Source organism: Streptomyces sp. CRN 30 (assembly GCF_034105845.1).
Genome location: NZ_JAVRHI010000173.1, coordinates 26,717 through 40,899 on the forward strand (window position 1 = coordinate 26,717; position 14,183 = coordinate 40,899).

Below are 14,183 nucleotides of genomic sequence, written 5' to 3' on the forward strand. Positions count from 1 at the left end.
GGGATGCCGCCCGCGCGCACGCCCAGTGTCTGTGCCGCATCCTGCCGGAGGCCCGCCCGGCGGGCCTGCACTTTTCCCAGCTGCGGGCCGCTTGTGAACTCAGCCCTTGCCAGACCCGTTGCGGGCTGGCCATGCTGCGCGATCTCATCAGCGAGCGCGGCCGGCCGCCGCTCATCTACACCCGCCACGACGGCTACCAGTTCACCGCCGACCCGGCGAATCTGGAGGTGTATGAGACGGCGCGGGTGCGGGTGCGGGTGCTGCTGACCGAGGTCCGCCGCCTGGTCACCGGCACCATCGCCCCGCACACGGTCCTGGCCGCGGACGACAAACGGGTGCGTCACATCGCCGTCCAGCTCACCGCGGTCGAGTCCACCCTCGACCTGATCACCTGAAGGAAAAGGAGGGGGGCGATGCGTACGCGCCGCTATCCCTCGGACACGACGGACGCAGAGTGCTCGCTCGTCGAGCCCCTGCTGCCCCCGCCGGCCTGGACCACGGCCCGCGGCGGCCGGCCCGAGAAGCATCCCCGCCGCGCGATCTTCGACGCGGCGGCTGGGACGGCGGCAAAATGATCAACTGCCGCAAGAGACACCTGCTGACCGAGACCCACGGCCTTCCCCTGGACGTGATGGTCACCTCCGCCGCACTCCACGACAGCCAACCCGCGAAAGAACTCCTACAGCGCGCCCGACGACGCCACCCCGAACTCGCCATCACCTGGGCGGACTCCGCCTACCTCGGCCCCTTCACCGACTGGGCCAGGACCGAACTGCAGCTCACCGTCCACACCATGAGCCGGCCCACCGGCGCCCACGGCTTCGTCGTCCTGCCGCGCCGCTGGGTCGTGGAACGGTCGTGGGCATGGATCATGCACGCCCGACGCCTGGTCAGAGACCACGAACGGCTGCCCGAAAGCGCCGAGGCCATGCTCAACCTCGCGGCGATCCGGCTGATGCCCCGGCGCCTCACCCGTCCTGCTGTTCATCCGACCGCTGCCGGGTCCCGGCCTGGCAGTGTGATGCAGGCAGCCTGAACCAATGCGATGGCGCGAACAAGTCTGGACATCTCCGCGCGCACTGCCCACAATCCGGATATTTCTTGGCTACACGTGGGCCACGAAGCGAGCGTCCCTTCATCACAGGAGGCAGGGCACGATGGCATGGAACGTGAAACTCACGGCAAGCGACAGTGACGACAAACCCCTCAGCGGCATCAGCATCCGGGCGCCGAAAGCCGGCCTTTGGCGTCCACCGCCGACGCCGGCACCGCGACCGTGACATTCGAGGTGGATAGCGGCCGAAGCAACGCCCTGTACGTCTCCCCTTACCGGTTCAGTCTCGACGTCCAGGACGGCACCGGCCGCATCACCCTGTACGACAAGAACATCTACGAACGGCTCATGTCCAAGCTCCCGCTGGTCGGCGGACCCGTGAACCGCTGGCGCCTGCACTACGACATCACCGACGCCGCCAGCGGCAATCCGGTCACCAGCATTCCCGCAATCGACCCGCTGACCGGCACCACCCTCGCCTCCAATCCCAGCGTCACCGTCGAAAACCCGCTCAACTCCGTGCCCGGTGTGGTCGTGGGAATCTTCGAGACACTGCCCGAAGTGATCATCGACATCTACGACTGATCGAGTACCGCTCGCACACAAACAGCACACCGGCACACGCTGCAAAAAGGAAGAAGGATCATAAAGCGACATGTCCTGGGTCGTGAACCTGGTGACCACCCGCGAAAGCGACAAGACGCCCGTCGCCGAAAGTCCCGCAAACGAGTCGGCCCCTATCCCGTCACCTCGAAGGACTGCGAGGATGCCCCGATTCTGGACAAGAACAGCGGTTGTCAGCACTCTCCCCTGCCGACCCGAACGGCGCTCTCCACGCGCGGTCACTGGGACGGGGCCGGGTGTCCGTCGTGGACACGCCCGGCCTCCGAGTGCCGCCTACCGCCGGACGGCGGGTGAGGAGTCCTCCATTCTGACGTCGGAGAACGACTTCAAACCGCAGTTCGTCCAGCCTCGACGCGCCGTGTTCGCGTTCGCGGAAGGCGACACCTTGGTGGACTTCGCCGGCGCCAACAGGATGAAGGTGCACGGCCACACCCTCGTCTGGTTCGAGGCCCTGCCCGCGTGGATGCGCGCCGAGATATGACCGACGGGCAACGCAGGCGCGTCATGGTGGAGCACATACGCGCGGTAGCGGGCCACTTCCGGGGGAAGTTTCACCGACAGGTACGGCTCCACGGCTGACCTGCGGCACTGTCCCCCGAGTCCGGGCAACGCCCTCCCCAGGGACGCGGCGTACGAAGCGAAACCCGCCTACTGGGCACTGCGTGACGTCCTGGACGAGGCTCGCGGGCTCAGCCGGCGGCGACGGCACGCCTGACCACGTAGGGAAGGATGCCGCCGTGGTGGAGGTAGGCCAGTTCCTGGCCGGAGAAGACCCGCAGGCGCAGGGGGACGCTGCGCTCGGTGCCGTCCGGGCGGTGGAGGCGGAGGGTGACCGGGTTGGTCCCGGCCCGCAGGGTTTCCAGGCCGTCGAAGGTGAGGTGGTCCTCGTCGGTGAAGCCGTACGCCGAGGCGCTGTCGCCCTCGTCGAACTCCAGCGGCAGCACGCCCATCCCGATCAGGTTGGAACGGTGGATGCGTTCGTAGGACTCGGCGATGACCGCCCGGACGCCGAGCAGGGCCTGCGCCTTGGCGGCCCAGTCACGGCTGGAGCCGGCGCCGTAGTTGCGGCCCGCGACGATGACGGGGTCGTAACCCGCCGCCCGGTAGGTGGGTGCGGCCTCGTGCACCGGCAGGACCGCCGTGCGGTCCGCGGAGCGGGCCCAGCCGCCGCGGCGGCCGGGGCTGTCGGCCAGCAGCAGGTTGGTGACGGCCGGGTTGGTGAAGGCACCGCGCAGCATGACCTCGTGGTTGCTGCGGCGGGTGGAGTACTGGTTGAGGTCGCGCCGTTCGGTGCCGCGCTCGGTCAGCCAGCGTCCCGCCGGGCTGTCGGCGGGGATGCGCCCGGCCGGGGAGATGTGGTCGGTGGTGACGTCGTCACCCAGCCTGAGCAGGACCTTCGCCCGGCCGGGACCCATCCGGTCACCGGGTTCGGCGCAGAGCCCGGTCAGGTGGGGCGGGCGGCGCACGTACGTGGACTCCGGCCGCCACGGGAAGTGCGTACTGCCCGGGACGTCCAGACGGCGCCAGGCGTCGGTGCCCTCGCGCAGCCGGGCGGCGTTGACGCGGAACATCTCGGGGCGGACGTGAGCGGCGATGCGGGCGGCGACCTCCTCGTCCGAGGGCCACAGGTCCCGGAGGTACACGGGGCGGCCGTCGGGAGCGGTGCCCAGCGGCTCCTTCTCGAAGTCGTGGAGGATCGAGCCGGCCAGCGCGTAGGCGAGGACCAGCGGCGGCGAGGCCAGGTAGGACATCGGGGTACGGGGGTTGACGCGTCCGGCGAAGTTGCGGTTGCCGGACAGGACGGCGACCGGCACCGTCGCCTCCCGCTCCGCCAGGTGTTCCATCGCCGGGTGCAGCGGGCCGGAGTTGCCGATACAGGTCATGCAGCCGAAACCGACGATGTGGAAGCCGGTCTTCTCCAGCGAGGGAAGCAGCCCGGAGGCGGCGAGGTAGTCCTCGACGACGCGCGAGCCCGGCGACAGTGAGGTCTTGACCCAGGGTTTCGCGGTCAGCCCGGCCCGCACGGCGCGTTCGGCGAGCAGGCCGGCCTGGACCATCAGCGCGGGGTTGGCCGTGTTGGTGCAGCTGGTGATGGCGGCGATGGCCACCGGCCCGTCGGGCAGCGGCTCGCCGAAGGCGCACTCCTCCGGCTCCGTCCCGCGCGTCGTGCGGGGCGCGGCCTCGCGGTACGAATCCGCTACCCGGGAGAGCGACAGCCGCTGCTGGGGCAGGTTCGGCCCAGCCATGCTGGGTTCCACAGCGGCCAGATCCAGGTCGATGACCTGGTCGTAGCGCGGCTCGGGACGGTCCTCGGTGCGCTTGAGGCCCTGCGCCGTGAGGTAGGCGTCGACCAGCCGGACGTGTTCCTCCTCCCGACCGCTGAGCCGCAGGTAGCCGGCGGTCTCGTCGTCGTAGGGAAAGTAGACGCAGGTGGCGCCGTACTCGGGGGCCATGTTGGAGACGGCGGCGCGCTCTGCCCAGCCGAGGGTCGCCACGCCGGTGCCGCAGAACTCGACGAACGTGTCGACGACGCCCCGGGCGCGCAGCAGCTCGGTCAGGGTGAGGGCCAGGTCGGTGGCACCGACGCCCGGACGCAGTCGGCCGGTGAGGCGAACGCCCACCACCTGCGGGTACTGGATGGTGACGGGTTCGCCCAGCATGGCCGCCTGCCCTTCCAGTCCGCCGACGCCCCAGCCGACCACCCCGAGCGCGTTGATCATCGGGGTGTGGCTGTCGGTGGCGACCAGCACGTCCGGGTGGAGCAGCGGCGGCTCACCGTCCTCGGCGGAACCAGCGTCGACCCAGACCACGCGGGCCAGTGCCTCCATGTTGACCTGGTGGATGATGCCGGTACCGGGCGGGACGACCTGGAAGTCGCGCACGCTGCGCTCGGCCCACTTGACCATCTCGTAGCGTTCGCCGTTGCGGCGGAAGTCGACCAGCAGGTTGCGTTCGACCGCGTCCGGCCTGCCGTACTCCTCGACGATCACGGAGTGGTCGACGGTCAGGTCGACGGGTATGGACGGCTGCAACCGCTCCGGGTCGCCGCCCAGTTCCGCCACGCTGTCCCGCATGGCCGCGAAGTCGGCCAGCGCGGGCAGGCAGGTGGTGTCGTGCAGCATGATGCGGTTCGGGCGGACCGGGACCTCGCACTCACCCCGGCCGGCCCGGATCCGGTCGAGCAGGTCCGGCAGCGCGTCCGGGGAGCGTCTGGCGACGTTCTCGAGCAGGATCCGCACCGAGTACGGGACGCGGTCCAGTCCGCCGCCGGGCAGCAGCCCGTCCAGCGGTCGGTAGCGGTAAGGGCGCCCGTCGACGGCGAGCACGGCAGTGGTGCGGTCAGCGTTCATGGTCCCCTGCTGTTCGCGGTTGCTTCGCATGGCGGAGGAGTACGAAATGTGGCCTCCGGGCCTGGGCGTCCAGCGACGCCATCCTCATATTGTCTCAAGCTGCGTTTTGATACAAGTGAATGGGTGGGCCGGGACCGGCCGATGAGACATGGGGAACGTACGACGTCACGGGTCAGGAGTCCGAGTCCTGCCCGCCATCAGGGAGCACCTGTCTTCAGGAAGCACCTGTCTTCAGGAAGCACCCACCTTCAGGAAGCACCCGTCTTCAGGGAGCGCACCTTGTCGAGATGTGTGCGCAGGAACTCCGACGCCTTGTGGAAGTCGCCGCCCTCGACGAGGTCGAGGAGGTGCAGGTGTTCGCGTGCCTGACGGGCCAGCCTCGACCGGTCGAGCTGGTGGCGGTACTCGATGAGACGCCGCAGCCGGTTCTGCCGGCGGACCGCGTCCAGCAGGAACTGGTTGCCGGAGCAGCCCACCAGCATCTCGTGGAACGAGGCGTTGACCTGGAACAGCTCGGCGCGCGGCAGCAGCAGGATGTCGCCGCGCAGCAGCGCCTCCTGCTGTGCGCGGTGGCGCGCGAACGCCGCCGGGTCCGCGGCGTACCCCTGCTCCAGCAGGGCCGCGGGTTCGATGATCATGCGGAAGCGGTAGCTCTGGTCGTGCGCCTCGACGGTGGCCATCACATGCTGGAACTCCCAGCCGCGCCCGCCGACCTTGCGGCGCACGAGGTCCTCGCCTTCCATACGGGCCAGCACGCGGTCCGCCTGACGCGTCGTCAGGCGGTAGCGCCTGCTGATGTCGGCGGCGGTGAACACGCCGCTGAACCGGCCGCCCACGTAGTCGTCGGCGATCTCGAAGTACGCCGCCTGCTCCACGTCCTCCTCGACGCCCAGCTCGGGACCGGACAGAGTCGCCGCGTCGCGGGCGAGGTAGAACCCGCGGTTGGGCACGCGGTCGAGGATGCCGACCTCGGCGAGGAAGAGCATCGCCTTGCGCACCGGAGTACGGGACACCTCCAGCGCGTCCGCCGCCCACTGCTCGGTGATGTGGGCGTTCTCCTTCAGGCCGTTGCGCCGCATCAGGTCCACCAGCCGGCCGGCGATGGGAGTGGTCAGGCTTGGCCGCGACATCAGCCCCTGCTTCTTCGGTAGGACGACAAGGAGGACACTCCATCCTAGAGGTGGCGGGTCGTACAGCGCGGCGCCCGAACCATTGCCGGACCGCTCGACCCATGATTGTATTCCCCGCGTCCCTGATACAAGAGCTGTCTGGAGTACCTCCATGCCCGCCTCGCTCGCCCCCGTTCCGACCGCGGACCTCGTCGACCGGTACGGCCACACGCTGCGCGTCTGCGACGCGCAGCTCACCACCTACGGAGGCGTGCCGGCGTTCGCCGGCCCGGTGCGCACCGTCTCCCTCTTCGACGACAACGCGCTGCTGCACGAACTGCTGCGCACCCCGGGCGACGGCGGCGTCGTGGTCGTGGACGGCGGCGGCTCGCTGCACAGCGCGCTGCTGGGCGACCTGATGGCCACGCGCGCCCGGGACAACGGCTGGGCCGGTCTGGTCATCAACGGCGCGGTGCGCGACAGCGCCGCCCTGGCGGAGATCGAGGTGGGCGTCCAGGCGCTGGGCACCAACCCGCGCAAGAGCGGGAAGGCCGGCCTGGGTGCCGTGGACATCCCCGTCGGCTTCGGCGGGATCGTCTTCCGGCCCGGCGACGTCCTGCACGCCGACCACGACGGAGTCGTCCTGCTGCCGGCCGACTGAACCCCTCGTACCGCGACGCCCGCAGCGCAGCAGCAGCGAGCGGGCGCCGCGCCGCTCCGGCTATTGTCTCAACCGCTCGATTAAGACAACATGTCGGCAGCTTGCACTGAGCCAGACCGTGCCGCAGCACTGTCCCGAGTAACGGCCGCAGCCCGCGTGGACAGCGGAGCGGAGCCGACCACATCGATCCACCAGCCCCACGGGCAGCAGCGGCATCGGACCGACACCGGTCCTGATGCCTCCTCGACGCACACGACAGCGCTGTCGCGCGCCACAAGTGAGGAGAGCCGACATGTCTCTCATCCGTCCCCGGACGAAACCCGTACTCCCGACGCGTCTGCCCCCGCCGTCCCGGCGCGGCGTGCTGCGCGGTGCCGCCGCGCTGACGGCCGTCGCCGCCGGCGGCGCACTCACCGGGTGCACGGGGGCCGAGGCCGAAGCCGCCGCCCCGACGGCTCCCGACCACTACCCCACCGCTTACAAGGAGATCGTCGAGGGTTCCCGCCGCGAGCGGAAGCTGCTCATCTACTCGAACACCTCCCAGACCAACTGGCAGCCCGTCTTCGACGCCTTCACCGCGCACTACCCCTGGCTGTCCGACATCCGCGCCACCAACCTGGGCAACTCCGCCGTCTACGAGCGCTACTACAGCGAAGCCGCCACCGGCGGCTCCCCCGCCGACCTGCTGGTCTCCAACGGCGGACCGCTCTGGGGTGACTACGCCTCCCGCGACATGGCCGCCGCGTACGACTCCCCCGAACGCGATCACCTTCCCGACTGGGCCGAGATGCTGCCCGGAGTGTGGGTGTTCACCACCGATCCGGTGGTCATCCTCTACAACCGCAAGACCCTCGACGAGTCCCAGTACCCCACCGGACTCGCCTCCCTCGCGCGACTCGCGGAGGCACACCCCTCCCGTTTCCGCGGCAAGATCGGCGCCTACGACCCCAGCAACGCCTACGGCTACTGCACCAACCAGGGCTACTCCGGGTCCGTCGACGACGGCTGGGGCACCTTCACCCGGCTGCTGCCGTTCGTCCGGGCGGACCACTCCTCGGGCACCCTCGTGGAGAAGGTCGTCTCCGGCGAGTACGACATCTCCATCAACCTCAGCGGCGGAGTGGCCGTGCCCGCCGCCGAGGGCAGCGCGGGCCTGCTGGGCTGGTCCTACTGCGAGGAGGGCACGGTCGTCGTGCCGCGCGCCGCCTCCATCGTACGAACGGCACCGCACCCCGACGCCGCCCGGCTCTTCCTCGACTTCCTGCTCTCCGCGAAGGGTCAGGCCGCGGTCGCGGCGGGAGGGCTGGCACCGTACCGGCCCGGCGTGGAACAGAACGACATCGACAGTCTGCGGGACATGCAGCGCACGCTCGGCGAGGACCGCGTCCACCTGTACCGCTACGCGAAGGTGCCGCAGGAGACGCAGCACGCCTACCTGGAGCGCTGGGAAAGGGCCATGGGCCAGAGGGCCATGGGCCAGAGGGCCATGGGCTGAGGAACCGCCCGTCACGCCCTGCCCGTCACCACTCCTCCGGAGCCGTCATGACCACCCAGATCCCTCCCGCCCCCGCCCCTTCGCCCTCTTCCTCCCCGCCCGGCCGCGCCCTGCGCGCGGGTGAGCTGGGCACACCCCACTACCGGCGGCTGTTCGGCGCAGGCCGCGAAGTCACCATCCACTGGCTGACGTTCCTCCTCACCGCCGCTCTCGTGCTCGCCCCCGTCGTCCCCATCCTCTACCAGTCGATACGCAACCAGCCGCTGTACGCCGCCGGCGGCGCCTTCACCCTGGGGAATTACGCGCGCCTGTTCACCGAGGCCGGGTTCGGTGGCATCATCCTCACCACCCTGCTGTTCGCCGTCCTGACCACGGCGTTCGCCCTGGCCATCGCCGTCCCCATGGCGGTACTGCTGGAACGCACCAGGTTCCCGGCCGCGCGGGTCATCGGGCAGGTGCTGCGCTGGCCGATCTACATCTCCCCGCTCGTCCTCGCCTTCGGCTGGATCGTCGTCTACGGCCCCGCCGGGTTCCTCACCTCCGCACTGCGCGAAGGTCTCGGCTGGGTGCCGTGGAACCTGTACACGCTGCCCGGCATGGCCTTCGTCGAGGCCGTCGCCCAGGTACCGATCGCCTACCTGTTCTGCGCCAACGCCCTGGCCTCCTCCGACACCTCACTGGAGAACGCGGCCCGCACGGTCGGCGCCGGCCCCTTGCGCATCCTGCGCTCCGTCGTCATACCGATGCTGCGTCCCCCGGTCCTCTACGCCGGGCTGCTGATCTTCGGTACGGCCGTGGAAACGCTGTCCATCCCGCTGATCCTCGGCGAACCGGCCGGCCTCACCATGTTCTCCAGCTTCCTGTACGAGGAGGGCATCGACGCCGTCAACCCGGACTACGGCCTGCTCGGCGCGGCCTCCACCTTCATGCTGCTCACCACCGTCGGCCTGGTGGTCGTCCAGACCCGGCTGCTCAAGCACGCCCAGCGATTCGTGTCCGTGCGCGGCAAGGCCACCCGGTCAGACCTCCTCGACATCGGCCGCTGGAAGTGGGCGGGCTTCGCCTTCGTCGGTGTCTACATCGTGCTGGGTGTGCTGCTGCCCATGGCGGCCCTGATCCTGCGCGCGTTCACCTCGCTGCTCACCCCGCTGGTGAACCCGTTCGAGCTGCTGACCCTGGACAACTTCCGGCTGATCTTCGAGTACGCCCCCTACACCGAGTCGATCACCAACAGCATCACCGTGGCCCTCATCGGCTCCGTCGCCGTCACCCTCTTCGGCACCGTGGTGGTGCTGGTGGCACGCCGCTCCGACTTCCGGCTCGCCCGGCTGCTGGAGACGGCGGCGCAGGCCCCGCACGCGGTGCCCGGACTCATCATCGGCATCGGCTTCTTCTGGGCGTTCGCCTGGATGCCCGGCGGGGACCTGGTCCGCGGCACGATCTTCGCCCTGATCATCGCCTTCGGGCTGCGGGCCCTGCCCTCCGCCTACGGTGCCGTCTCCCCGGCCACCATGCAGCTGGGCAGCGAACTGGACAACGCCGCCCGGGTCGCCGGCGCCGACTGGTGGCGCACGGTCTCCCGCATCCTGATCCGCCTGCTGGTGCCGGCCATGCTCGCCTCGTTCCTGCTCATCTGGACGCAGATGATCCGCGAGTACGCGCCCGCCATGTTCCTCGCCGGAGCCGAGTCGCAGGTGATCGGCACCACCTCCATCGATCTGTGGACCCAGGGTGAGACCGGCTCGGTCGCAGCCCTCGCCACCCTCCAGATCGCCGTCACCGCCCTCGTCGCCGGTCTCGCGGGCCTGCTGCTCAAGGGAAAGAAGGGGAAGAACCATGCCTGAACTGGTCGTCGAGAACATCCGGAAGTCCTTCGGCGGGAACAGTGTCCTTGAGGACATCAGCTTCACCGTGGCCGACGGCGAGTTCTTCACGCTGCTGGGCCCGTCCGGCTGCGGCAAGTCCACCACACTGTCCTGCGTGGCCGGACTCGAACACCCCGACGCCGGCACCATCCGCGTCGGCGACCGTGTCTTCTACGACGGCGATCCGCGCACCACCGTGCCGCCCGAGGGCCGCAACCTGGGCCTGGTCTTCCAGTCGTACGCCCTGTGGCCGCACAGGACCATCGCCGACAACCTGGCTCTCCCCCTGCAACTGCGCAAGGTGCCCAGAGCGGAGCAGCGGCGGCTCATCGACGAGGCACTCGACAAGGTCGACATGCTGCACCTGCGCGACCGTTACCCGCACCAGCTCTCCGGCGGCCAGCAGCAGCGCGTCGCCCTGGCCCGCGGCATCGTCTACGCCCCGGGCGTGCTGCTGCTGGACGAACCGCTGTCCAACCTCGACGCCAAGATGCGCGACCAGGCCCGCCTCTGGCTCAAGTCGTTGCAGCGCGAGGTCGGCATCACCACCGTGTACGTCACACACGACCAGATCGAGGCGATGTCGCTGTCCGACCGCATCGCCGTCTTCATGAACGGCCGCCTCCAGCAGGTGGGCACCCCCACCGAGATCTACGAGACCCCGGCCACCCCGGACGTGGCCGGCTTCATCGGCCGGTGCAACCTCCTCGGCGGGCACGTGGCGGAGACACCGGGCGACGGCGGGAACGTACGTGTGCGGCTGGGCACCTCGGAGCAGTATCTCGACGTGCGGTACGCCGACGTCGTGGAGAAGGGGCAGCCGGCGACGGTCGGCCTGCGCTCGGAACGGATCGCCCTGGCCGACCGCGCGGACCCCACGGCCGACGACGGCGTCAACGTCCTGCGGGCACGGATCACCGAACGCTCCTACACCGGTGCGCGTTTCGAGTACCAGATCCAGCTCGGAGAGCTGACCGTGCAGGCCGAGAGCCCCGTGCGCTACACGGACCAGGAGATCAACCTCGTCGTCCGGCCCGAGGACTGCCTGCTGTACCCCACCACGGCCTGACGGATCCTCGGCGGGCACCGTGAGGATGAGCCGCCGCGATCCCCAGGTCGTAGGCAGGCCCCGGTGTCGCAGGACGGGCGGATCCCGGCAGTGCCGCCGGGAGGTCTCGTGCTGTACGACACCACTCGCCCCTGCACACCCTGCGCCCTGCACCTTTCACCCTCACTTCGAGGGCGGCTTCGTCACTCCCTGTGCTGACGGTCGCCGTGCGCAGGTCGGCGGCCTGGAGCAGCGGCTCGCGCGGTCGTACGAGGCGAACTGAAACCGGATGCCGACTGCGTGGGTGTTTCCCCGGAGACCGTCGCCGTCATGGACGGCCTGCAGTTGCGGTGGGCGCTCTCCCCGGCCTCCTTCGACATGGTGGCCCGGATGCGCGCCCACCTCGACCATGGCGTTCTCAGCCGCTCTGGTGGGCGAGGTCGGCGGCGGTCAGGCCCTCCAGGGCCATGCCGAGCTGGAGGCCCTCGGCCATGCGGCGGCTGATGCGCTGGCGCAGGGTGACGGCGAGGTAGCGGGTGAGCAGCTGGGGCTTGGCGGCCAGGTCCTCGGCGAGCTGCTGGGCGCGGGGCAGGACCTCCTTGAGGGGCAGGACTTCGGCGACGGCGCCCCAGCGCTCGGCCTGCTCGGCGGTGAAGGAGCCCTGGGTCAGGGTGAGGTAGCGGGCGCGGTTGACGCCCAGCGCCTCTTCCCAGGCGATCTGGATGCCGTCGCCGGGGACGATGCCGAAGGTCAGGTGGGGGAAGTCGGAGAAGACGGTGGTGTCGGCGGCGATGACGATGTCGGCGAGCAGGGCGTACTCGCTGTGGACGGAGGCGGGGCCGTTGACGGCGGCGATGACGGGCATCTCCAGGTCGACCAGGCGCTGGAGCACGCGGCGGCCCTCGGCGATGGTGCGGTCCCACTGGGCGGGCTTGGTGATGTCGCCGAGGCTCGCGCCGTCGATGTCGGTCATGAACCGGTCACCGGTGCCGGTCAGCACCAGTGCCCGGTTGCCGCGGTCCTCGCCGATCTCGAACAGGGCGCGGGGGAAGTCGGTGTGCGTGGTGCCGGTGAAGGTGGCCGGCCCGTCGTCGGTGTGGAAGCGCAGCGTGAGCACACCCGAGGCGGTGCGGGTCATCGCGAGGTTCTCGAACGCGGTGAAGTAGGACGGGTTCTGCTCGGACACGAAAGGCTCCCGGGTCAAGTGGTGAGGGGGACGGACGGGCGGTCGTTCCGCCCTGTGTCCCCTACTCAACTCCTGCCCCGGCCGCCTGCACAGTGCCTGGCCAGAGCACTTGCCGAGGGTGGCCATAAGCACCGGTGATGGCATCGGGGCGGGCAGTCGGCCGGACCGCGTCCGCAGCCCGCGGCGCTCCGGTCTCGCGGACCTGCCCGGTGTGTCCCTCGCGCCGCGTGATGCGATGGGCGCATGGAGATCCGAGCAATGCGCGCGTTCGTGGCGGTGGCCGAGGAGGGCGGCCTGTCCGCGGCGGCGCGACGGCTGCACATCAGCCAGCCCGCCCTGTCCCAGACGGTCAGCGCCCTGGAACGCGAATTCGGCACCCTGCTGCTGACCCGCAGCTCCACCGGTGTGCGGCCCACCGAGACCGGCCGGACCCTCCTCGCCGAGGTCCGTGCCGTCCTGGCCCGCTACGACCAGGCGCTGGCCGTCATGACGGCACGCACCGGGGAGAACACGACCACACTGCGGATCGGCATCCCCCTGGAACTCCCCGCCGACCTGCTGTCCAAGGCCCTGCTCGACCTGGCCGCCGCCTGTCCCGGAACACGTGTTCAGGCCCGGCACCTGTCCACCTCCGCACAACTGGCGGAACTACGCGCAGGCGACCTTCACCTGGGTCTGCTGAGGGAACGCCCCCCGGGGCGGGAGTTCGACGCGATGCTGGTCGTCGAGGAACGCCTGGGGGTCCTCCTCGCGGCGGAACGCGCCGCAGAACTGGCCGGCCCCGACGGCATCCGTCTCGACGCCCTGAACGGACTGGACTGGGTGGGCTTCGCCCGCTCCGGCAGCCCCGCCTGGTACGACGAACTCACCGCCGTACTGCGCAGCCACGGCATCGACCCCGGCGCCCCCGTCCCCGAGGGGCAGCCACTGATCGCCGAGGTGAAACTCGCCTCCGTCAGCGCCGGCCACGCCTTCACCCTCGCACCTCCCGGCTGGTCCCAGCCCCTGCCCGACGCCGTCACCTGGTTCCCGCTGGCCGGCCATCCCCTCGTCCGGCGCACCTGGGCCGTATGGCACGCGGGCTCCCACCGCCGCGACCTCGGCCACCTCGTCGCCGCCCTGGACCGTCCCCGCGCCCGGCCCCACCGGCCGCCGCCCAGCAGTGGAAGCGCGGCGCCGCGTTCGCCCGGGACCTGCTGGTCGACGACCGAGCCGCCACCCGCCCGCTGATCACCGGCAGCACCGCCCGGCTGCTGGCCGCCACCGCCCTGACGGTCTTCCCCGACAACGCATCGGCCGACCCTGCCGCCGAGGACAGCCGCGACGCCCACACCATGACCCTGCGCCGGGTCCGCCTCGCCCGCGCCCGCCGCGACCTGCTTCTGGCCGACCCCACCACGCAGACCGTCACGGCCGTCGCCTGCCGGTGGGGTTTCGCCCACCCGGGCCGCTTCGCCGCCGGCTACCGCACCGCGTACGGCGCCCCCCAGCCACACCCTGCGCCGCTGGTGACAGACCTCCACCACGACCACGACCACAGATCCGCGGTCGCGTCAGGCGAGCACGGCCAGAAGCAGGACGCCGAGCAGGGCAACGGCCGCGAGATTCACCTCCGGGGCGTGGGCGGCGATCGGGGCGGTCAGCTGCCGGCCTCGTCGGACAGCCGTTACGGCCGGGGCGTGCCCGCACGTCTGCGGCGGATGCGGTATCGGCCGGTACCGGACAAGTTCGCTGTGCAGGCCGCCGGTACCGCCCGCTTCCGCTTCGCCCAGGGGCCCGCGTATGACCTGC

The 14,183-nt window shown here is 70.5% G+C and carries 12 protein-coding genes and 2 pseudogenes; 11 read left to right on the forward strand and 3 right to left on the reverse strand.

Features of this window, described 5'->3' with window-relative positions:
• Window positions 1-131 precede the first annotated feature (131 nt).
• The 4 genes and pseudogenes from UW392_RS17575 (at window position 132) to UW392_RS17590 (ending at window position 2,159) form a co-directional block, all read left to right on the forward strand.
• Window positions 132-395, forward strand: coding sequence for a RacP protein (locus UW392_RS17575; protein ID WP_320775957.1), 264 nt, complete (start codon window positions 132-134; stop codon window positions 393-395).
• A gap of 18 nt (window positions 396-413) precedes the next feature.
• Window positions 414-1,036 (forward strand): annotated as a pseudogene (locus UW392_RS17580) (transposase).
• A gap of 207 nt (window positions 1,037-1,243) precedes the next feature.
• Window positions 1,244-1,639, forward strand: a complete 396-nt coding sequence (locus UW392_RS17585; protein WP_320775958.1) for a hypothetical protein — start codon at window positions 1,244-1,246, stop codon at window positions 1,637-1,639.
• Between the two features lie 181 nt (window positions 1,640-1,820).
• Window positions 1,821-2,159, forward strand: coding sequence for an endo-1,4-beta-xylanase (locus tag UW392_RS17590; protein WP_320775970.1), 339 nt, complete (start codon window positions 1,821-1,823; stop codon window positions 2,157-2,159).
• Between the two features lie 208 nt (window positions 2,160-2,367).
• Here the strand turns inward: UW392_RS17590 and acnA are convergent, their stop codons facing one another.
• Both acnA and UW392_RS17600 read right to left on the reverse strand, forming a co-directional pair.
• Window positions 2,368-5,058 (reverse strand): aconitate hydratase AcnA, encoded by a 2,691-nt coding sequence (acnA, locus tag UW392_RS17595; RefSeq protein WP_320775959.1) that lies wholly within the window; start codon window positions 5,056-5,058, stop codon window positions 2,368-2,370.
• A gap of 218 nt (window positions 5,059-5,276) precedes the next feature.
• A complete protein-coding gene (locus UW392_RS17600; RefSeq protein ID WP_320775960.1) occupies window positions 5,277-6,158 on the reverse strand; it encodes a GntR family transcriptional regulator in 882 nt (293 codons plus the stop codon).
• Window positions 6,159-6,309: 151 nt separating this feature from the next.
• Between UW392_RS17600 and rraA the strand changes: the two genes are divergently transcribed.
• From rraA to UW392_RS17625, 5 genes and pseudogenes are all read left to right on the forward strand, one after another.
• Window positions 6,310-6,798, forward strand: a complete 489-nt coding sequence (gene rraA, locus UW392_RS17605) for a ribonuclease E activity regulator RraA (protein WP_320775961.1) — start codon at window positions 6,310-6,312, stop codon at window positions 6,796-6,798.
• 292 nt (window positions 6,799-7,090) lie between these two features.
• Window positions 7,091-8,293, forward strand: a complete 1,203-nt coding sequence (locus tag UW392_RS17610) for an ABC transporter substrate-binding protein (protein WP_320775962.1) — start codon at window positions 7,091-7,093, stop codon at window positions 8,291-8,293.
• 47 nt (window positions 8,294-8,340) lie between these two features.
• Window positions 8,341-10,137 carry an iron ABC transporter permease gene (locus UW392_RS17615; RefSeq protein WP_320775963.1) on the forward strand — a complete coding sequence of 599 codons (1,797 nt, stop codon included), beginning with the start codon at window positions 8,341-8,343 and terminating at the stop codon, window positions 10,135-10,137.
• On the forward strand, window positions 10,130-11,227 hold the full coding sequence (locus tag UW392_RS17620) for an ABC transporter ATP-binding protein (RefSeq protein WP_320775964.1): 1,098 nt from the start codon (window positions 10,130-10,132) through the stop codon (window positions 11,225-11,227). The genes UW392_RS17615 and UW392_RS17620 overlap by 8 nt, the downstream gene beginning before the upstream one ends.
• 246 nt (window positions 11,228-11,473) lie before the next feature.
• Window positions 11,474-11,710, forward strand: a pseudogene (locus UW392_RS17625) (hypothetical protein); the annotation flags it as partial.
• Here UW392_RS17625 and UW392_RS17630 read toward each other — a convergent pair.
• Entirely contained in the window at window positions 11,625-12,392 is a 768-nt protein-coding gene (locus tag UW392_RS17630; RefSeq protein WP_320775965.1) for an enoyl-CoA hydratase/isomerase family protein, read from the reverse strand. The pseudogene UW392_RS17625 and the gene UW392_RS17630 sit on opposite strands and share 86 nt — an antisense overlap.
• Window positions 12,393-12,635: 243 nt before the next feature.
• Between UW392_RS17630 and UW392_RS17635 the strand changes: the two genes are divergently transcribed.
• Complete coding sequence (locus UW392_RS17635) at window positions 12,636-13,622, forward strand: LysR family transcriptional regulator (RefSeq protein ID WP_320775966.1); 987 nt, start codon at window positions 12,636-12,638, stop codon at window positions 13,620-13,622.
• A 104-nt stretch (window positions 13,623-13,726) separates the two neighbouring features.
• Window positions 13,727-14,183: helix-turn-helix domain-containing protein (locus UW392_RS17640; protein ID WP_320775967.1), on the forward strand; the 457-nt coding region annotated here is incomplete at its 3' end.